The following is a 20811-nucleotide window of genomic DNA, read 5'->3' as shown; positions in this document are numbered from 1 at the left end:
TAAAGTTAGCGCCAATGCGGTCCATTTTGTTAATGTAGGCTAGGCGCGGCACCTTGTATTTGTTGGCCTGCTTCCACACCGTTTCACTTTGCGGCTGTACGCCGCCTACGGCACAAAAAACGGCCACCGCACCATCAAGCACACGCAAACTGCGCTCTACTTCGGCAGTAAAATCGACATGGCCGGGCGTGTCTACCAAGTTAATTTGATAACCCTGCCACGTTAAAGTAGTAGCCGCACTTTGAATGGTAATGCCGCGCTCTTGCTCTTGCTCCATCCAATCCAGCTGAGTGTTGCCATCGTCCACATTGCCCAAGCGGTGGCTTTTGCCGCTGTAAAAGAGGATACGCTCGCTGGTGGTGGTTTTGCCGGCATCGATGTGGGCCATAATGCCAATGTTACGCAGTTTGTTTGTCATAGTTGTGCCTTACCTAAGAAAGATAGGCTATTTTAGCAAATTGCTAGGGATTAAGCAAGGGAAAATTTTGCTGAATGGTGGCTTTAAGGCTATCAAAAAGTGGGTCTCCAAAGTTGTTAAATTGTATACCGGGCAGCTCTTTGTAGCAAAAACGGCAAGCGGCAACTATGGCTTTATCATCACAATTTTTTTCTTTTAGGTAAATAATAAGTGGTTGTAAAAAATTGGCTTTTTTGTAAAAATTTAACATTAAGGTTTCTAAACAGCCTTCATTTTGGTTATTGGGCATAATAAAAATGCGGTCATCGGTTATGTTCCATTTGGCTTTGATAGTTTCTCGTAAAGCTATTACATTATCATTGTCAGCGTCTACTATAATTAAAACATTATCTTCGGTGTAGTTATCAACAACAGTTTGCTCTGCATGGGTTATTTTAGGTTTTCCTTTCATATTTTTAACAAAAATGGCTTTATCTGGGTAACCTATTTTTTTAATAAGCTGTTTTAAAAACTCTTTATCACTTATTCCTTCACAAAGAATAAAATTTTCCATTAAAGTACCTCAATTCTTTCAATTTCGTCATCAATAACCGTTCTTATCCCCTTATTATCTAGTACAGACACTTTATGGGTTTCATCTTTGTGCCTTAGTTTAAAGAGTTTTGTATCTACTTCGCCATCAAGGTTTTGGCTTAATGCTTTTAAACACTCATAAGAATGGGTAGCTATAAAGAGCTGCACACCGGCCTCCTTAGCTATGCTAATTAGGCTTTGCCATAAGGTAGGGTAAAAGCTGTAATGAAAGCCATTTTCTATTTCATCAATAAAGATGATGTGGTTTTTATTGCGCAAGTGGGTGGAGATGTTAATGAGGTTACGAATACCATCACCCATTGCACTTAATGGAATAGTCTTGTTATTATTTAATTTAAGTTTTACGGCATTTCGTTGCGTGTCTACTATATAACGAGAAATTAATGGATATAGTTTTCGTAAATCTTCATTAATTAAATTTTCTCGCTCGTCTTCTTGCATAATCAATAAGGTGGGTAGTGTATTCATGTAGAATGGGTTCTTAATAAAGGCAGTTTTTATTTTTTCTTTGTAATTATCTCCTGTTAATCCCTCTGATTTCTCAATAATTAATCTTAGCGAACCACTAACACTCACTAAACTAAGTTTATATTCATATTTATTCCTATTAACTTCTATTGTAATAACTAAGCCTCTAGCAAGGGCTTCAACCTGTTTAGTAAATATTTTATTTTTCAATAAAGGAAACCCATCGATCGGACTATTAACTATTAAATCTTTTAGGTTAGCACTTATAGTCAATCTTCGTTCTTCGTTGTTATTAAATTCAGCTTCAAAGATTGGTTCGTTAACTGGATCATTCTCATAAAAAAAATTTAACCAATCATTGTTATCACGAATAGTGTCCATTCTCAGTTCAGATATACTTATCATAGCATCCGGATTACTAATCTGTGTAACCTGATACCCCGCCTCCAGCACCGTACTCTTACCGCTATTATTATTTCCTGTAAAAATATTTATCTGCCCCAAATTTTCCAACTTTAACTCTTTAATGCCACGGTAGTTTTGTATGTGTAAGCTTTTTAAGTGCATAGTAGGCTCCTTGAGTAATATTGTAAACATAGTTCGCCGGCTAGTCAACACCATTTTTCATAGTTGACAGTAACAGCTACTTTTAGTAATATAGCCTTTAAATTATTATCAAAAACCTGTAAAAAAGAGATTACCTTATGGAAAAATTTTCATTAAATAAAGAATCAAAACAAACCCTAGAGCAAGCCATAGTGGCAACAGTTGCAAACGTTATAGTTATAGCTTTTTTATTTGGTTTAATTGGCATGTGGCGGCCCATTTTATTTAGCCATTTATCGGTGTTAAATTTTCAGGGTAGAGCAAATTTAATTATTTTAGAAAATTTTGTAAATACTATCAATATGGTACAGTCAATTATAGTTATTATATTTGTGTATAATGTTTTGTATAAAAGATGGTTTAGGTTTTACAAAGAACATATTAGGGAGAGAGGAAAATAAAAAAATATGGAAAGCTTAATTATTGGCTTTATTGCGGTTTGTTATCTTATTGCGGTGGCTTCGCTGGCCGGGCTAGTAAGTAATTTTATTGGCAGCGGGCAAAGGGCGCATTTTAAGCCGCTTTTTACCATAGCTTTGGTCGTAGCTTTAGTAGTTGGCGGTACGGCCAATTTTTTATATTTAACGCGTTTTACCCCTTTTAACCGCCCTACGGTGGTGCAGGTAGAAACTAACGAGATAGCCTTTTTGGTATCGATGGTAGATGCCTCGCACGAGGCCGGGCAGCAAGAGTTTTCGCTGGATAACAGGCGCGATATTGTTATACGCGGCCATTGGATACAAACCGGCTTTTTCAGGCCCAGCGGCCACTTTAGGCCAACCCATCGGGTATTGGTAGTTTCGCAGCGTCCCGTTAATTTAATTTGGGACGATGTGAGGGCCGTTAGTATGGAGAGTGTAGGTTTTAGAATTCCGCTGGTTATTAATGCCAGTATTCAATCGGCCGAAGATGCCGAGCTTTATTTGCGCTGGTTTAGGTCGAGCGATAGCAGCGGCGGTATCCGCGAAGAGGCGATGTCATTAGAGCAAGCTTTAAATAATGTTATTTTACCTATTGTTACCAATAGGCTTAGCGAGCAATTTTTAACGGTGCCTATTGTTGAAGCCGAAAGAAACAGGGTAGATTTTGTACGTATGGCCTTTGAGCTGGCGCAAGAAGAAGCTAAACAATATGGTATTACCATTATGACCTTAGCCTCCACCGATGGTTTAATTTATGACGATATTAACTTTCAGGCCCGGATTAACGATTTAGCTGTAGCCAGTATGCGTGAAAATATTTTAAGGCAAGAGCAAATTAATGCTCAATCGGAGCAAGAAGTAGCGTTAATTAGAGCACGTACGGCCCAACAAGAGGCGCAAATATTATCTAGCACCATCAATGTGCAAAGGCAGCAGGCCGAAATACGGGTTATCGAGATAGTTGGTGAGGCCGAAGCCGCCGCTATTAGGCGCCGGGCCGAAAATCAATGGCCGTCTACTTTAATTATTCAGGATTTAGAGATGTTAGGCAGCTTAGGGGTTGTACCGGGCCGCTAACAGACTAGATTGCCCCAGAGGGAGTTTATTTTATATTTACCCCCTTACAACTTAAGGTAAAAAGGTGTATAATTAAGTAATAGGTAAATAAATTGGAGGAAAGATATGGCCAAAGCTATTTTAATATTATTACTATTGGGGGTGGGGTTAAAACTTTTTGCCCAAGAAGAAGATGTGCCTGCCATAACTAATCAGCAGCTTACGGCAAATGTTGCGCAAACAAGCCCAGTGCCGGTAACCGAAGAGGGTTCGTTTTTTAATTTAATAGTGCCGCGCTTTGTGCAAACTATGCACCAAAACCAATCAAGTTTGCTCGCTCCACGTGTTATTAATAACGATAATGCTACGGGGGTACGCACTACTCGTTACTTTACCGTTACCGGGGTAGAGGTGCTTGTAGAGGCCGGTGCTCATAGCGGGCGGATACAGCAGGTTACCATAAACTCGGCAGAACTTACTAATAATAACGATATTAGGCAATGGTTATTTGCTGCCGCTAATGCTTTAAGGGCTTTTGATAGTAATTTAAGTTTATCAGAGGCGTATCTTTTAATTGTGCAAGCCCAGCAAGATGGCAGCATTAACGATGGTACCATGAATATTAGCTTTAGTTTTATTAACCAAAGTGTTTATAGGTTAGTTGTAACGGCCATTTAATTAAAGACCCTCGTAAGAGGGTTTTTAATTGCGGTAACCTCTTTAATGGCTGTAAGCTGAGTAAAGCTCTTGCTATCGGTTATATAATATGCTATAATTACTCTATGCGTAACGATTGGGAAGATGTTTACTACGACAAAATATATAGTTCTATCTTAAACACCATTTACGAGCGGCGTAAGATAGATGTGGCTTTTACTAAGGCCGAGCTTAATCGTCAGTTTAGAGATATATGTATTTTAGAAGGGCTCGATTATCATGGGCGCGGCCGAGTGGGCGACCTTAACATAGAGGCCACTATTGCGGCTATGCAGCATGCCTTAGCCGAGTGGGAGTAGTTTAAGCGTGGCAGAGTATCAGGGGCAAACCAAAACTATTAATAAGCTTAGCGAGCCGCCAAGCTACCGTGTTATTTTATTAAACGACGATTATACTACTCAAGAATTTGTTATTGAAGTGCTTATAGAAATTTATCAAAAAAATGAAAATGAAGCTATCAATTTAATGTTGATGGTGCATAAAGAAGGTTCGGCTACAGTTGGTGTTTATTGTTACGATGTAGCGGCAACTAAGGTGCAGATGACCATCGAACTTGCCCGAAGGAAAAGCTACCCTTTGCAAGCCATTTATGAAAGAGTGTAATTTGTAGAGTGGATAAAATGATGAAGTTTGATAACGAGTTACAAGAAATTTTAAACCATGCTTATTTATCGGCCCAAACCCAAAAACATGAGCTATTTACGGCCGAACATGTACTTTTATCGGCACTTGCCTTTGAAAGCCCGCGCATTATTATCGAAAGATGCGGCGTTAATATTGAAAGATTAGTAGACGACCTGTCCGATTATTTGGATAGTAAAATAGCTAAAACCAGTAATATGCTGGGGCAATCGGTACTGTTAAAAGAGTTATTTAACCGTGTTTTAGGGGCGGCCTTAAATATGGGCCGTAAAGAAGTAGGGGTATCCGATTTTTTACTGGGACTGTTCGACCTTGAAGAAAGTTATGCCTCTTATTATTTAAGGCTGGCCGGCTTAAAAAAAGTTAAGCTTATCGAGGTGGTAAACCAAAGTATCCTTGAAGATTTTGAGCAAAAAGAGCTGCCCTTTGAAGAGGAGCATTACGAAGATAGAGACCATAAAAAACGTAGCTTTTTGCAAAGGTTTGCGGTAAATCTAAATAAAGAGGCTACCGAAGGCCGTATCGAAACGGTGATTGGCCGCGAAGAAGAACTGCTGCGTCTTACTATGGTGTTAAGCCGCCGGCAGAAAAATAACCCTTTGCTTATTGGTGATAGTGGGGTGGGTAAAACAGCCTTAGCCGGAGCTTTAGCCATTAAAATTACTAAGGGCGATATAGCCGATAATTTACTTAATAAAGAAGTGTGGAGCTTAGATTTAGGCTCCTTACTGGCCGGTACGCGTTACCGGGGTGACTTTGAAGAACGTCTTAAAAAGTTATTAAATGAGGTAAAAGAGCGTAAAAATGTCATTTTGTTTATAGACGAAATTCATACCATTATTGGGGCCGGCAGTACCGGCGGCGGCTCGATGGATGTAAGCAACTTGCTCAAGCCGGCTTTAGCTAACGGTTCGCTGTGCTGTATAGGCAGTACGACTTACGATGAATATAAAAAGATATTTGAGCGCGAAAGGGCTTTAACACGGCGTTTCCAGAGTGTAGAAATTGACGAACCTTCGGCTTTAACCAGTTATGCCATCATTGAAGGGATAAATAAACGTTTTGCCGAGCACCATAAAGCTGTTTATACGCCGGAGGCTTTAAAGGCGGCGGTAGATTTAGCTATTAGATTTTTACCCGAGCGCAAATTGCCCGATAAAGCTATCGATATAATTGACGAAGCTGGGGCTTGGGCGGTGCTTAATTTAACCGAAGACAAACGGGTAATTGATGAGGCAATTATCGAAAAGATTGTGGCCAAAGTTGCTCGTGCCCCCGAAAAAAGTGTAAGCACCAGTGAGCACGAAAAATTGGTTAATTTAGAAGAAGTGTTAAAAGGAAAAGTTTTTGGTCAAGCCGATGCGACGGCAACTCTAGCTAAAGCCGTTAAACGCAGCCGGGCCGGCCTGCGGCAATTAACTAAACCAATGGGCAGCTTTTTATTTGTGGGGCCAACCGGTGTTGGTAAAACCGAACTGGCCAAAAATCTAGCCGAAGCTTTAGCTGTGCCGCTGCACCGCTTTGATATGAGTGAGTACCAAGAGAAACATACGGTGGCTCGTTTAGTTGGCTCGCCGCCGGGTTATGTAGGCTACGAAGAAGGTGGTCTTTTAACCGATGCCATTCGTAAAAATCCGCATTCGGTGCTGTTGCTGGACGAAATTGAAAAGGCTCACCGTGATATTTACAATGTACTTTTATCGGCGATGGATTATGCTACCATCACCGATAGTCAAGGCCGTAAAGCCGATTTGCGTAATGTTATTATTATTATGACCAGTAATGCGGGAGCCGCTAATTTAGGTAAGGTATCCATCGGTTTTGATGGGCAAAAACAAAGCCGTGAGGCGGTGGAAAGCGCCGTAGAAAAAGCTTTTAGCCCCGAGTTTAGAAACCGTTTAGATAAAGTTATCTTTTTTAATCCATTAGATAAAGCCAGTATGGCTAAGGTGGCAGTTAAAGAGCTTGAGGCTTTGGCGGTTATGCTGGCCGGCCAAGAGGTAGCCTTTGGTTACAGCGATAAGGCGGTGGCTTATTTAGCCGAAAAAGGTTACAGCGAAGAATTTGGCGCAAGGCCGTTAGCTCGCTTGATAGAAGACGAAGTGAAAGAGCCTTTGGTAGACCAGTTATTAAGCTTAGCTTTAAAAAGTAAGCAGGTACAGCTAAATGTTAAAAAAGGTAAACTAAGCTACAGTATAGAAGAGCATGAAGCCTTAAAAATGTTTAAACAAAAGGCTTTACTCAGCTAAAATTCTTAAAGGGGAATAAAAAATGTTAGGTTTACAAATTGCGCAAGTGGTGCTATTAGCTTTAATACTCTTTACTCTGTGGGATATACGTGATAAAAAAGACAAGGCAGATAAGCAGTAATAAGGCCGTAAATTAAAATTTTTCTTGACTATCTATTTGACAACTAAGATAACTGCTGTTAAAATAAGTTAGGAGATAAATTCTTATGTTTGCAAATTTTACAAGATTTAACGAAAAATTGGTAGCGGCCTGTAAAGTTACGGCCGGCGAGGTATTAAAGGCTAGGGCCGGTGAAACTGCTCTTATTATTACTAATAATAGTAAAGATGTACACGCCATTGCCTTATGTTTATACGACGAGCTCATTGCTTTAGGTGTAAAGGTTAGCTTAATTGTACAGCCGGTTAAAACCATCTTAGATATGGCCGAACAAGCGGTTACAATGGCGATACGGGCTAACCCCGATATTATCATTAGTTTAAGCACCGAAAAAATGGGCAAAGATAGTTTAGCTTTGGCTAAGCCTTATGTGGTTAATGGTAAAGAGGTAACCAGCCATTTTAGTTATTTAATGGAAATTAAAGAAGCGCGCAGTTTTTGGGCACCCGGTGTAACCGAAGAGATATTCTGTACGGCGGTGGCCATTAATTACGAACGGCTTAAGCGCGAAGCGGCGACTATCAAAGATGTCTTAGATAAAGCCGATAAAGTACACATTACTAGCCCGGCCGGCATGGATATAACCATTGGCGTAAAGGGGCGTTTAGCTACCAGCGATGACGGTAACTTTGCTTTAGCGGGCAGCGGCGGAAATTTGCCGGCCGGCGAAACTTATATTAGTCCAGAAGTAGCCAGCTGCGAAGGAACTATTGTTTTTGATGGCTGCGTGGCTGTGCAAAACGGTACTTTAATCATTAAGGATAAACCGGTAGTTGTTAAGGTAGAGCAAGGTTATGTAACCACCGTAACGGGTGGTAGCGAGGCTGAAGCTTTGTTAAAAACTATTACCGATGGCGAAGTTTTAGCTTTAGAATGGGAAAAGAGCGGTAAGTTACCGGCGGGGCAAGGGGCCGAATACAAAAAGAATGCCCGCCACATTGGTGAGTTAGGTATTGGTTTAAATCCGGCGGCAAAAGTTATTGGTAATATGCTTATCGATGAAAAAGCTTACGAAACGTGCCACTTTGCTATTGGTAGTAACTACGATGACGATGCTAATAGTTTAATCCACCAAGATTGTGTTTGTTTAAAGCCAACAATTACCGCTTTAATGGCCGATGGCACTAAAGTAGCTATTTTAATCGATGGTAAGTTACAGTTATAATTGGTAATTATTTATGGTCGCCTGCCAAGCAAATTAGTTTATGGCAGGCGGTTTAAATACGGATATTTACCTGCCGGTCAATTCGTCGCCTAAGCTCGTTAAAGCCGGACATTTCGCTGCGAGTTAAATTAGGAGCTTGTTCACCGCCTAAAAAAAGGCGCGGGTCGACCGGTACATTCCCCTTATGAAGCTCGAGGTGTAAATGAGGGCCGGTGGCTACGCCGGTAGCTCCGGCATAACCAACGATAGCTCCTGCCTGAATATTAGCCCCAACTCTTAACCGGTTAGCAAAGGCCGAAAAATGAGCATAAAGGCTATGCCAACCATTGGCATGCCGTATAACTACAAAGTTGCCCAGCCAATAATCGTAACCCATCTGTTCTACAGTCCCGGCGGCTATCGCCATAACCGGTGTGCCGGTGGCGGCGCGGTAATCGACTGCGGCGTGAAAATCTCTAAAGCGTCTGGTTGGGTGCAGTCGCCAGCCAAAGCCGCTGGTAATAACCATAGTGGCTAAAGGGTTACTAAAAAGCTGAGTGGTAATGGCCCGACCGCGCTCATCGTAAAAAATATTGTTAAAACGATAGGCTTGCCTTGTAGTACGGCCAATCGTCATAGCGGCAAAATTTACCGGCCCGTTTTTAATAAAGTTACCAAATTCATCGGTGTAACGGTTAAAAAGTATGGTTAGCTGACTATTAGCAAAACTTTCGGTACTGTGGTTAATGTTAAAAACAAAAAGCCTTTCTATAAAAAGGTAAAGCTGCCTATCACGCTCGTAAAGTTCGGCGGCAGATAAGCGGGTTAAGTAATTACTTACAAAAATTTCTTTTCCTGTAACAATAGCTGCACTATCTTCAAAGTAACGCACTTCACTATCGCCTAAATCGATACGCAGCTCGGCAATAACGGCCGGGCCGGCTGTGGTGCTTAACCTATAATAAATAACTTGGCCGGGACTAATGCGGTTAAGGTTAAAATGGCTGGCGGTGGCACTTACAATTTGTCTGCTTTCGCTCACCGGTACCCCGATGCTTTGCATAGCGGCAGTAAAGGTTTGCCCGGCACTAATAACTAACCGATTAAAGTTATCGTTAATGTCGGCCCAAAGGCTTACGGGGATAAGTAAAAGGTAAGCAATAAATTTATAACGCATTGTAGTTAATATAACGACTTTCAAGGCTTTAATCTATAGTTATGATGGTAATGGTGCTAATAGCAAGGTATTAAATAAAAAAAGCTTTTATTTTAGTAAAAATTTGTTAAAAGGGGCTAGTCAAGGTTGCAATTTTTAGCTATGTTAGTGGTAATTAGCTAAAGAAAAGGAGACAATTATGTCGGAAGAAAACAAAGAAGTTTTAGTTATTACAAGTAAGGTTAAAAACTATATCAAAACTGTAGGGGATATGAAATGCTCGGCTAAAGTTATTGATGCCTTATCGGACAAAGTGCGCGAATTATGCGATGATGCCATTAACAATGCTAAAAGCGATAAGCGTAAAACCGTACAAGAAAAAGATGTAATGTAATGTTAAAAAGCTCCATTTTAATGGAGCTTTTTTTTAGGTAAAAAAGCATATTTTACGGGTAGTAGTTATAGCGGCAAGTATTACTTTAATTGTCTGCTAATTTATTTATATTAACAATTTTTAATTTAGTAATAGTTTCTTCTATAACTTCGTATTCAATCTCTACTACAGCATTTTTTTTAATTTGCCGGTAAAGCGCCACAGGGACAGTAATATACTCGTCAATCCCATCAATTTTTAAAACACAAATTTGGTTTTTGCCTAATACCTTTCCTGTATGTTTTGTCATTATTTTTTTACTTCCTTCTACAAACTTTTACAAAACTAAGTTTAATTTAGACAAAAAAAATTGTCAAGTATTATAGGTAATTTTTGTGCAGTAATCAATATAAGTGTACTAAAAGAAGTACACCTGTATTACTAATTTTATTTTTTTAAATACGCTCATAATTTTAATAATAAAGTATTAGTTATTATAAAATTATAAAAACAGCCCGGCTAAAGCCGTTAAATTTTCATCGGCTTTACCGGCTAATAAATTATTAGTAAGTAATTTTCCTAATTGTACACCTTCTTGGTCAAAACTATTTAAATTCCATAAAAATCCCTGAAACATCACTTTATTTTCAAAGTGGGCTAGTAAAGCCCCTAAAGCTTTAGCATTAAGTTTATCGCCATAAATTAAGCTGGCCGGCCGTTCACCCGTAAAATTTTTATTAGCATCGGTATTCCGGTGGCCTAAGGCAAAAGCCATTATTTGGGCAGCTAAGTTGGCCTTAAGTTTAGTTTGGCTGCTGCTGCCTTCGTAAGTTATATCGCTGCCTAACTGGCTGTGTTTAAAGCCGACAAATTGCAAAGGAATAATATCGCTGCCTTGATGTAGAAGCTGATAAAAACTATGCTGGCCGTTGGTACCGGGCTCACCAAAGATAACCGGCCCGGTAGCATAACTTATGGGCTGGCTAAAGCGGTTGACGGTTTTGCCGTTACTTTCCATATCTACCTGCTGTAGATGGGCTACAAAACGGCTTAAAGCCTCACTGTAGGGAAGGACGGCGGTAGCGGCATAACCAAGCACATTACGTTCGTAAAGGCCTATTAAAGCATCAAGCATAGCAGCGTTTTGCAGCGGGTTAGCCTGCAAAGCTAGTTTATCGGCTTCGTGGGCGCCGGCCAGCAATTCGGCAAATACTTTACTGCCAAAGGCTAAGCTAAGCAAAGCCCCACCAACGGCGCTGGTGCTACTGTAGCGGCCACCAATAAAATCATCAATATAAAAACTATTAAGGTAGTTAGGGTTATTAGCCATCGGGCTGCTTTGGCTGGTAATGGCAATAATGTGCTTGCTTGGGTTATAGTTAGTCGGCGCTTTTTCTTTGGCTAATTTGTTTACTAATTGGTAGTTAGCCAAAGTTTCTTGGGTAGTGCCGCTTTTACTTACTAAAATAAATAAAGTACTTTCTAGGTTAAGTTTAGCCATTATATTAGCGGCATCATCGGGGTCTACATTGCTAATAAAGTAAGCTTGCATAAGCTTAGGGGAGGCTCTCTCTAGGGCTAAATATAAAGCACGCGGCCCTAAATCGCTGCCGCCAATACCAATTTGCACTACGGTATCAAATTGTTTACCGGTGCTGCCTACCAGCTGCCCACTATGGATTTGACCGGCAAATTCGGCTATCCTTTCTTGTTCACTGCGGTAAAAGGCCCCTAAATCTTTCCCTTCGTGGCTAACCGGCCCCAATAGTTCACCTCTGGTTAAGTGATGAAGCACTAGCCGTTTTTCACCGGTGTTCATCACTTCGCCTTTAAGTAAAGCGTGGTATTTAGCTATTAACTGTTGCTCGTCCGCTAAGCTGCTTAGTAACTTTAAGTGATTATCGTTAATGGCTTTAAAGGCATAGTTATAAGTTAAGCCGCCGCCGGCCTCCAGCTGCCAGCCGCTAATACGGCTGGGGGTAATAACATCTTTAAGGTGAATTTTAGTGCTCTGTTTTAACTGGTTAAAACTGGTTAATTGGTCGAGGTTTTGGTGCATTTACTTACTCCTTTAGGCTGTAAATAGCTTTTTTGGCCGATTACGGCCTAAAAGCTGATAAATTCGTCATCGTCAATAATACTGGTTGCTGCCGGCAGCGGCTTCTCTATCGGGGTAACCTTAGGGGCGGGCGGCGGCTCTTTTTTAACTTCGAGCTTGGCAGCTTTAACAGCAACTTTTGGAGCGGTAGCCGGTTTAACGGTATTAATGGTTTTAGGGGCAGCCTTAGGCGGTGCAGTTTTAACAGGAGGAGTTACTGCAGCTTTGGTGTGGCTGCTTGATGCCGAGGGAGCGCTATGAGTAGGAGCCGGTAAAGCATGGTTTTTGGTTTTGCTATCTTTGCTGGTTTTAAAAAAGTCGATTTCGTGCTGCAAAACGTTAATTTGCTCGATAAGCGAGCTGGCACTGCTGGCCAGTTCTTCGGCACTGGCAGCATTACTTTGGGTAGTGCTGTCTAGGTGAGTCATCGCCTTTTCTATTTGCTCTATACCTATGCGCTGCTGGCGGCTGGCACTGGCAATTTCTTGCACCAGTTCGGCCGTTTGCTGAATTTGCGGTACAATTTCATCAATAAGCGTACCGGCATTTTCGGCTACCGTTAAACTATTTTTAGATAGCTCGCTTATTTCGGTGGCGCTAAGGGCGCTGCGTTCGGCCAATTTGCGTACCTCACCGGCTACTACGGCAAACCCGCGTCCGGCATCACCGGCTCGGGCCGCTTCGATGGCGGCGTTAAGGGCTAACAGGTTAGTTTGGCTGGCAATATCCTCAATAATGCCAATTTTTTCGGCAATGGCCCGCATTGCCATTACCGTTTGGCTAACGGCCGTACCGCCTTCTAGGGCATTTTTAGAGGCATGCTCGGCAATTTTTTCGGTATTACTAGCATTTTCGGTATTGCTCACAATGGTGCTGGTCATTTCTTCTATGCTGGCACTTATTTCTTCGGCGCTGGCGGCTTGTTCGCTGCTGCCGCTGGCAATGGCATTGCTAACGCTGTTAATTTCGGTACTGCCAATATTAACGGCTTTAATGCTTTGCTGGGCATTAACAATAACGGTGGTTAGCTGCTGTTTCATTTGGTTTAAGGCTTTAGACATACCGCCAATTTCATCGTGCCGTTTTAAAAGTTTTTCGGCAATTTCGGCTCTTAAGTCGCCGTTGCTTAAGGTGTGGGCTAGGTGCTCTACTTTGGTAATAGGGTCTACAATACTGTTAATAAGTACAAATACAACAACAATAGAGGCTAAAATAATGGCGGCATTAACAGCAATTAAAATTAAAGTTATATTGTTGGCAGGAATATTAACAATATTTATAGGAATAATAAAACCGGCGCTCCATAAGGTATTGATGCCGCTTATTCTTACCGGGCTGGTGGTTAGTAAGGTAGTAGTGTTAAGGCGGTTATTAAAAAAGGAAGCGCTAAAAGTTGTACCGCTGGTAATAGATTGCTCTAGGGGCGGGGCTATGGTGGGCCAAATATTTCTTAAGATAGCTATATCGGCTCCTTGTAAACCGGCGATAGATTCAAAATTATTGGTCATTAAGTTGGTGTAAATACCTTCGCTGCGCCCAAACATTTCGATAGCTTGGCCAATTAAGTAATTTTGTACATTATTTATACTTAAAGCTATGCCAACTGTGCCGATAAGCTGCCCCTGCTGGTTGCGTACGGGGGTGCTTACCCCTATTACTTGCTGGCCGCGCATCGTAGTGGGCTCTATTAGTTGCGGTAAGCCGCTACTAAACGACCTAGCATAATAAGCTGCTGCGTTGTTAAAAAATTCGCCGCGTAAATCGATTATTTGCCGGTTATTGTTAAGGATAAGGGCAAAGCGGCCGCTTTGGTCGTTGCCTAAGGTGGCGGTATGTTCGCCGTCAAGGCCATCGAGGGCATTAGGCTCAAGGATAACATATAAAAAATCGAACTGGTCGGTGATACTTTGAGCATAACGAAGAGTGTTGCCAATTAAAGCGGTGCGCCTTTGCTCGGCAGCTATGTTAATCATACTATTTTCTATCATACTTACAATAGTTTGCGAATAATTAAGTTGGTTAGTAAATAACATTTCAATAGATGTCGCTACACGGCCGCTTTCGGCAGTAGCAATGTAAGTAGCGCTGGTATAAGCTTGGTCGGCGGCAAAGTGTCTAGTAAAAAAAGTACCGGCAATAGATAATATAGCTATGCTGGCGCAAATGGTTAAAGTACTATAGCTTTTAAGCTTTAGCTTAAGCATAAGTTTTTCCTCACTTATATATTTTATTGTGTAATACCATTATCGGCTTTATTGTTTTTAATAACAAGCAGCTGCCGGTGTTGTTTAGGTAATAATTAAATTTGGTAACTATCCGTTGTTATAAACCATAGCTAAAACCACCGCTTTAACGATAGAAGCTATAAAAAAGTTGCAATTATAAGTAATATTTATAAGTAGGCCAAAGCCATTATCTAAATTTTTTTACTAATTTTTTTTAGTTTATTTGTTGCTATGTATGTATTAGTTGTCGTAATTGTATTATAAGTAGCTTTGGTTGACAAATGTTATACATAACGTTAAAATACCATTTAAGATTAGCTTTAGAAAAGGAGAGTATAAATGGTAAAATTTATTAAATTTGCTGTCTTGCTGGTAGTGGCTTTGGCTTTATTTGCCTGTCCCCGCAACAGCTTTGATGGTGTAGAGTTTATTATGGCCAATGGTACCGAGCCGCAATCGCTAGACCCTAGCCAAACCCGCGGTGTGCCAGAACGTCGTATTGCCCATGCCTTGTACATCGGTTTAACTACTTACAGTGAACAGGGCGATGTTATCCCCCACTTAGCCGAACGCTGGGAAATTAGCGAAGATGGCCTTACGGTAATTTTTTACCTTAGGCGCGGAGCCGTTTTTAGCGATGGCCACCCTATTACTGCCCGCGAAGTAGTGGCTAGTATGCAGTACCATTACACGCCATCTACTATCTCGAGTTTTGCCTCAGATATTATACAAGAGTGGGAAGGCGCCGGCGCCGCTATTAACGGCGAAATAACCCCGCAGCAGGCTGTAGCTTGGGAAGTTGTTGACGACTTTACCGTGCGGCATAGCCGTATTTCGCCCGTAGTGGTAGACGACTGGGGTGCCCCTTTGTTTATGATACTGCCTATGCACGTAGTAACCCGTTTTGGCGAGCAATGGACACAAGTACAAAACCACGTAAGCAGCGGCCCTTTTATTATTGAGCAGCGTATCCCGCAAGATAGATTGGTGCTTGTACCTAACGAGCTTTACCATAACCGGGCCAACGTTTTTATTGATAGGTTAGTTCTTTTAAGTATAGCCGATGCCGATACCGCTTATAATGGTTTTAGAAACGGCGAAATAGATTGGCAAGCCGGGTTGCCTTCGGGCCGTCTTGACGAAATTAGATTGCTTTCCGAGTGGCAAGTTGGCCCTACTTGGGGTACTTACAATTATGCTATGAATAATAGCCACCCTAATTTAAGCGACTCACGTGTGCGCCGTGCCTTAGCTATGACTATGGATAGGCCGGGCTTGGTAACTTCGCCTGTTTTAGGTACCGGTCAAATACCTGTACGCGGTATTGTGCCGCTAGGCATTACCGGCTCCCCGTTTAACTACCCGCACTTTCCTAACGATAATGCGGCCGGTGATATGTGGAACCCCGATGAGGCTCGTCGCTTAATGGCCGAAGCCGGTTTTCCCGGTGGGCAGGGTTTTCCTACCTTAACTATTTTGTATAATACCCTAGAAGGACACCGCTTAATTGCCGAATTTATTAGCCATACTTGGCAGCGCGAATTAGGGATAAATGTAACTTTAAATAACATGGAGTGGCAAAGCTTTTTAGAGGCGCGCGGTAACCCCGAAACCCAAATTTTCTTTTTTGGTTGGTTAGCCAGTGCTAACGATGCCTTTGGCTTTTTACGCATTTTCCACACCGATGACGATAACAATAACTTTGGTTACAGCAACCCGGCTGTAGATGCGTTGGTAGAGCAAATTATTACTTTACCGCCTAGCGCCCGCCGTACAGAGCTTATGCGCCAGATAGAAGAGATTATTATAGCCGAAGACCAAGCGGTATTACCGCTTTACAACTACACCACCAGTAACTTAATAGACCTTAACCGCTGGGCTGGCTGGAGTGTAAACCCTGTTAACTACCACATGTGGGTAGGTATTAGGCCGCGTTAGTAATTATTAAAAATTATTTTGTTTTTCTTTTAACCCTGCAGCTAAAGCTGCAGGGTTAGTTTATTATGTAACCACAAAAATTTGTAACCATTTTGTTAAAAAACCCACTAGGAAAAATATAAACTTTGTTATATAATACGCTTAGTGAGAGGAATAAACTTAATATAATTATGAGTGATATTGCTATTGCCAGATTAATTATTAAACAAGAGGTTGTTCGTAAAGCCATTCATATTAGCGGGATAGTTACAGTTATTTTAGCTAACATTAACTACGAACTAACTTTTATAGCCTTAAGTGGTGTAACTTTGCTTTATATTGTCTCGGAGGCTATGCGCCTTAAAAATATTCCCGTTCCGCTTATCCACTATGTTACTAAACTAGCCGGGCGCGGGGATATGACCAACCAAATTGCCGCCGGCCCTATTACGCTTTCTATGGGTATATTACTTACATTAGCTATTTTTCCTTACCAAATAGCCAGTTTAGCTATAGTGGCTTTAACTTTAGGTGATGGTTTTGCCAGCTTAATTGGCCGTCCGTTTGGAGTAAGAAGGCCGCGCTTTTTATTAGGTAAAAGCCTAGAGGGGTCGCTGGCTTGCTTTTTAGTAGTATTAATTGCTAGTTTTTTATTAGCCAGCTACTACGGCTTGTCTTTTTTGCCGGCTTTACCGTTAGCTTTAGTTATTGCTTTAACCACCACTGTGGTAGAGGTGATGCCTTTAAAAAGTTTTGATAATTTAGCTATTCCTTTAGCGGTAGGCGGGATTACCTTTTTGTTTTTAACTTTAATTTAGTTTATTAATCTTAACTAAAGCTGCTTTTATGGCACTAAAGCTGGCTTTACTAGCTTTAGTTGGAGCAGCTTTGTTTAATTGGTTTAAATTAAAAGTTGTTTCATCTTTATAGTTTTTAAACTTTTGGGTTATTCTAAAGTAGAGCACATTATCGTTATTACTCGCTAAAGTAATAAAACCGCTAAAATTAGCCTCTTTATTTTTTTTGCTCTTTTTAAAATATAATTTACCAAGCAAGCTTAGATTTTGGATAAGCTCGTTAAAGTTTTGCTTATTAGTAATAATATATTTCTTTTTAGGGTAACTGCTTGCTATTTCGCTGCGAGGAAATTGCAGCCGGCCAATAGTTAAATAATTTTTATCTTCTTTCGGCGCTTTGTTTTCTTTAAAACTCTCTAATTTAGCAATAAGCCCGCCGTCAACTTTATTTAATATCTCTTTAGTTAAAGGCGAAACGGTGCGGGCATAGGTGCGGCTGGTACGCATAATATCGCCGGCCACAATATAAAGCGGGCCTTTATGAAAGAGGTTACTGCTGGGGTGAATGATAATCCGGTCCGCCGTGAGGCTCCGATAGTTTTTGCCGTCTTTAATACAAATAAACTGAATAAGCCCTTTAGCGCAGCAAATTAAAAGGTGATTAATATTAAGATTAGTTGTGTTGTTAATGGTTAAGCCAAAGCGGCCGGCTATTTCTTCCAGCTGCCCTTTAACATTAACAATTTCGTCCATTGTTTTTTGGTCAAGGTAGTAACGCCCGCAAAAATCGGTGCGTTTATGAACGGTACAAGCTTCGTATTTAGCATATAAATTAAGGTAACTCATAAAATCACCTTTGTCGCTTTTAAAACTTTGGTGGCTAAACCGAGCTTCCTCTTCCTCATCTGGCGGCAGTAAAAAGGGGCTGTTGGTACTTAGAAAAGCAGTAACAATGGCGCATTCGCTTAGCACATCGGGATAACTAAGCATAGCCTCTACCATAATACGGCTATGGCGCGGTAATAGCGGAAATGCCAGCATAGTTTGGCCAATGTTCGTTAAAGTGCCGGCATTATCTAATGCTCCTAATAAAATTAAAGTTTCTACGGCGTTTTTAATACCGGCAACATTAGGCTTGCTAATAAAATCAAAGCTGGTGTAATCTTTTATCTCTAACCCGGCCATACGCAGCACTACTTCGGCAAGGTCGGTGCGGTAAATTTCTTCTAAGGTAAAATCGGGCCAGCTTTCAAAACTTTCTTTACTGTAAAGGCGGTAACAAAAGCCGGCCCGCGTGCGGCCCGCCCGCCCTCGCCGTTGGCCGGCACTAGCTTTGCTAATGGTGGTATCTATTAAGCTGGAGGTATAACTATTTAAATTATAACGATTTTCTTTACAACGGCCGCTATCGATAACGGTGGTAACCCCATCTATAGTAATGCTGGTTTCGGCAATATTGGTACTAACAACTATTTTTACCTTACCTTCGGTCTGCAAAAAGACGCGCTCTTGTTCCTCTTTGCCTAGCATACCATAAAGAGGCAGCGTCCAAATTTTATGACGGGCTTTCCCGTTATTTAAGGCTTTAATAACTTGCTTAATTAATTTTTCGCCCGGTAAAAAAATTAAAATATCACCGGCCCGTTCTTCCTCTAAAATGATATGCTCGCACAAATCGTTAATTTTTTGGGTTAAAAGGTCGTCATCATTACTGGGGATAGGGTCGTAAATTATCGCCACCGGGTACATTTGGGCACTAATATTTATAACTGGGGCAAAGTTAAAATAGTTACTAAAAATAGCGCTGTTAATGGTGGCGCTGCTAATAACCACTTTAAAGCTAGGGCGCTCGCGCAAAATACTTTTTAACAAACCAAGTATAAAATCGATGTTTAAGCTGCGTTCGTGCGCTTCATCAATAATAATAACGTTATAGTTAGAGAGTAAGGGGTCGTGCTTAAGCTCTTGCAGCAACATCCCATCGGTCATTATTTTAAGGCGGGTACGGTTGCCGGTGTTGTCTTCAAAGCGCATTTTGTAGCCAATTAAATCGCCTACCGGACTGGCTAATTGGTTAGCAATAAAGCTGCACACGCTTAAGGTCGCTATGCGGCGAGGTTGTGTTACGCCAATTAGGCCATCTTGAGTATAACCGGCTTCGTAAAGAATAATTGGTAGTTGGGTGGTTTTGCCGCTGCCCGTTGGGCTTTCAACAATAATTACTTGGTTATTTTGTAAAGCCTGTAAAATTTTGGCTTTTTGTTCGTAAACAGGAAAGTTTTGCATAGTTATTTTAAGCCTTTATCTATCTAATAAAGGCTTAAAGCTCTTTAGTAAATTTTTTTCTACATTTTTTAAAGTTTTAGTTTGGCTTGAAAAGCCGGCCGCTTTTTTATGGCCGCCGCCGCCAAATTGATAAGCTATGCTATTTACATCGATTAAATTTTTAGAGCGTAAACTTACATTAATACCACGTTCATCTTCCTTAAGCAGTGCCACTACTTCCACCCCGCTAACGGTAAGCAGTAACTGGTAAAGCATATCGCTATCGCGTAAAATATCTTCATCAAAGTTTACCGGCAATTTATTTTCCCACGTAAGTTTTTCAATAAAATTCATTTTTTCTTGCCGGCTTTCTTTAACAATTAATAATTTTCCCGCGTAATGGCTGACGGTGTGGTAAATCAAATGACCTAAATAATGGCGGCTAGGTAAATTAAATAATGCCTCAAGGTTATTACCAGTTTCTTTTAACGAAGCGCCGGCATCTAGTAAATCGGCTACTTCCCGCAGGTAATTACCGGCATATCCGTCGTTAAGATGTTTAAAAAAAGCAGTATCGGCGCAAAAGCCTAAAAGCAGCCAGTTAGCTTCTTCGGTGGTAATTTGATAGCCAAAATCTTTAATAAGCCGAGCGATAAGCAAGGTCGTAGAGGGCGAATCTGGGTCGATATAACCGCTGCCGCTATCGTCTTCGCTTAGGGCATGGTGGTCTATGACCATAAAACTGCAAGGTAAAGCCGTATATCCTGTACGTTTAATACTGCTGCAATCTACCAAGATGGCGGCATCTACCGGTTTATCGTTGATAAAAAAGGGGAGCGGAAGGGTATTTGGGTCAAACCCTTTAATTTTATTAAACTCTTTTTCATATCTCATTACTTCGGTGCGGGTAAAGGGGCCGGCCGAACAAGCTACTGCCTCTTTACCTAAACGTTTTAAAAAAGAGGTTAAGGCGAGTACGCTGCCGACGGTATCTAAATCTGGTCCTTCATGGCCGGTAATAATAAAAGAATTGTGCTCTAATATATATTGTTTAATTTTTTCCATCTTAAAATTCAAAAGTAGGGTTTTCCTCCATACGGCTAAATTCGGCGGCAAAGGCCGAGTTATTATTAAAAGTAGCCCAAGTAAAATCGTTTAAGTTACTGCTTAAATATAAACGCACCGATACAACTTGCCCATCACGCGAGAGGACCGATAAGCGTGGAAAGGTATCGCCCCGTCCCCAAAAGAGTTGGCTTTGCTCATTTTGGTTAGCACGTGGGTTACCATCGGCATCAACAGTCCTAAACCAGCTATGAGGGATAAAGGTAGTAGCCGGCTGGCCATCGCTGGTTTTAACATAACGTACCAAATAACCATTGGCATGCTGTGCTACCCTAATAACATAAACCGTTTGCACCGTGTAGCCGTGGTCAAATTGATTTTGAGCCAGTGCCGGCATAATTAATATTAACAAAAATAAAATTGGCAAGTATTTTTTCAT

20 protein-coding genes are annotated in these 20811 nt (G+C 41.1%); 10 read left to right on the top strand and 10 right to left on the bottom strand.

Going from position 1 to position 20811, the window contains the following annotated elements:
• The 3 genes from FWE37_01665 to FWE37_01655 all read right to left on the bottom strand — a co-directional run.
• A partial coding sequence (locus FWE37_01665) for a GTP-binding protein (protein ID MCL2519699.1) occupies positions 1-418 on the bottom strand: 418 nt, incomplete at its 3' end.
• 43 nt (positions 419-461) lie between these two features.
• Positions 462-971, bottom strand: a complete 510-nt coding sequence (locus FWE37_01660; protein ID MCL2519698.1) for a hypothetical protein — start codon at positions 969-971, stop codon at positions 462-464.
• Positions 971-2047: an AAA family ATPase gene (locus FWE37_01655; protein ID MCL2519697.1), complete on the bottom strand. Its 1077-nt coding sequence runs from the start codon at positions 2045-2047 to the stop codon at positions 971-973. The genes FWE37_01660 and FWE37_01655 overlap by 1 nt, the downstream gene beginning before the upstream one ends.
• 137 nt (positions 2048-2184) lie before the next feature.
• Between FWE37_01655 and FWE37_01650 the strand changes: the two genes are divergently transcribed.
• The 7 genes from FWE37_01650 (at position 2185) to FWE37_01620 (ending at position 8497) form a co-directional block, all read left to right on the top strand.
• A complete protein-coding gene (locus FWE37_01650) occupies positions 2185-2487 on the top strand; it encodes a hypothetical protein (protein MCL2519696.1) in 303 nt (100 codons plus the stop codon).
• 6 nt (positions 2488-2493) lie between these two features.
• Positions 2494-3585, top strand: coding sequence for an SPFH domain-containing protein (locus FWE37_01645; GenBank protein ID MCL2519695.1), 1092 nt, complete (start codon positions 2494-2496; stop codon positions 3583-3585).
• A gap of 105 nt (positions 3586-3690) precedes the next feature.
• A complete protein-coding gene (locus tag FWE37_01640) occupies positions 3691-4242 on the top strand; it encodes a hypothetical protein (protein MCL2519694.1) in 552 nt (183 codons plus the stop codon).
• 104 nt (positions 4243-4346) lie between these two features.
• Positions 4347-4580 (top strand): hypothetical protein, encoded by a 234-nt coding sequence (locus FWE37_01635; GenBank protein ID MCL2519693.1) that lies wholly within the window; start codon positions 4347-4349, stop codon positions 4578-4580.
• A 7-nt stretch (positions 4581-4587) separates the two neighbouring features.
• Positions 4588-4884 carry an ATP-dependent Clp protease adaptor ClpS gene (locus FWE37_01630; protein MCL2519692.1) on the top strand — a complete coding sequence of 99 codons (297 nt, stop codon included), beginning with the start codon at positions 4588-4590 and terminating at the stop codon, positions 4882-4884.
• A gap of 17 nt (positions 4885-4901) precedes the next feature.
• Positions 4902-7172, top strand: coding sequence for an AAA family ATPase (locus FWE37_01625; GenBank protein ID MCL2519691.1), 2271 nt, complete (start codon positions 4902-4904; stop codon positions 7170-7172).
• A gap of 206 nt (positions 7173-7378) precedes the next feature.
• Entirely contained in the window at positions 7379-8497 is a 1119-nt protein-coding gene (locus tag FWE37_01620) for an aminopeptidase (protein ID MCL2519690.1), read from the top strand.
• 52 nt (positions 8498-8549) lie between these two features.
• Here the strand turns inward: FWE37_01620 and FWE37_01615 are convergent, their stop codons facing one another.
• Entirely contained in the window at positions 8550-9653 is a 1104-nt protein-coding gene (locus FWE37_01615; GenBank protein ID MCL2519689.1) for a M23 family metallopeptidase, read from the bottom strand.
• Between the two features lie 178 nt (positions 9654-9831).
• Between FWE37_01615 and FWE37_01610 the strand changes: the two genes are divergently transcribed.
• Positions 9832-10026 carry a hypothetical protein gene (locus FWE37_01610; protein MCL2519688.1) on the top strand — a complete coding sequence of 65 codons (195 nt, stop codon included), beginning with the start codon at positions 9832-9834 and terminating at the stop codon, positions 10024-10026.
• Positions 10027-10111: 85 nt separating this feature from the next.
• On the opposite strand, the gene FWE37_01605 is transcribed toward FWE37_01610, so the two are convergent.
• From FWE37_01605 to FWE37_01595, 3 genes are all read right to left on the bottom strand, one after another.
• Positions 10112-10315, bottom strand: coding sequence for a hypothetical protein (locus FWE37_01605; GenBank protein ID MCL2519687.1), 204 nt, complete (start codon positions 10313-10315; stop codon positions 10112-10114).
• 192 nt (positions 10316-10507) lie between these two features.
• Positions 10508-12064 (bottom strand): glucose-6-phosphate isomerase, encoded by a 1557-nt coding sequence (locus FWE37_01600; protein ID MCL2519686.1) that lies wholly within the window; start codon positions 12062-12064, stop codon positions 10508-10510.
• A gap of 47 nt (positions 12065-12111) precedes the next feature.
• Positions 12112-14307 carry a methyl-accepting chemotaxis protein gene (locus FWE37_01595; protein ID MCL2519685.1) on the bottom strand — a complete coding sequence of 732 codons (2196 nt, stop codon included), beginning with the start codon at positions 14305-14307 and terminating at the stop codon, positions 12112-12114.
• Between the two features lie 360 nt (positions 14308-14667).
• Between FWE37_01595 and FWE37_01590 the strand changes: the two genes are divergently transcribed.
• Both FWE37_01590 and FWE37_01585 read left to right on the top strand, forming a co-directional pair.
• Positions 14668-16266 (top strand): peptide ABC transporter substrate-binding protein, encoded by a 1599-nt coding sequence (locus tag FWE37_01590; GenBank protein MCL2519684.1) that lies wholly within the window; start codon positions 14668-14670, stop codon positions 16264-16266.
• Between the two features lie 170 nt (positions 16267-16436).
• Positions 16437-17063 carry a phosphatidate cytidylyltransferase gene (locus FWE37_01585; protein MCL2519683.1) on the top strand — a complete coding sequence of 209 codons (627 nt, stop codon included), beginning with the start codon at positions 16437-16439 and terminating at the stop codon, positions 17061-17063.
• Here the strand turns inward: FWE37_01585 and FWE37_01580 are convergent.
• Genes FWE37_01580 through FWE37_01570 form a run of 3 tightly spaced genes read right to left on the bottom strand, consistent with a single transcriptional unit; the run spans position 17055 to position 20811 of the window.
• Positions 17055-19328, bottom strand: a complete 2274-nt coding sequence (locus FWE37_01580) for an ATP-dependent RNA helicase (GenBank protein MCL2519682.1) — start codon at positions 19326-19328, stop codon at positions 17055-17057. The two genes, FWE37_01585 and FWE37_01580, sit on opposite strands and share 9 nt — an antisense overlap.
• Before the next feature lie 15 nt (positions 19329-19343).
• Entirely contained in the window at positions 19344-20372 is a 1029-nt protein-coding gene (locus FWE37_01575; GenBank protein ID MCL2519681.1) for a DHH family phosphoesterase, read from the bottom strand.
• Position 20373: 1 nt separating this feature from the next.
• Entirely contained in the window at positions 20374-20811 is a 438-nt protein-coding gene (locus FWE37_01570; protein ID MCL2519680.1) for a hypothetical protein, read from the bottom strand.

The organism is Spirochaetaceae bacterium, assembly GCA_009784515.1.
Lineage (GTDB): Bacteria > Spirochaetota > Spirochaetia > WRBN01 > WRBN01 > WRBN01.
Note: the sequence above shows the minus strand (reverse complement) of the source record. Positions and strands in the feature narration are given on the sequence as shown.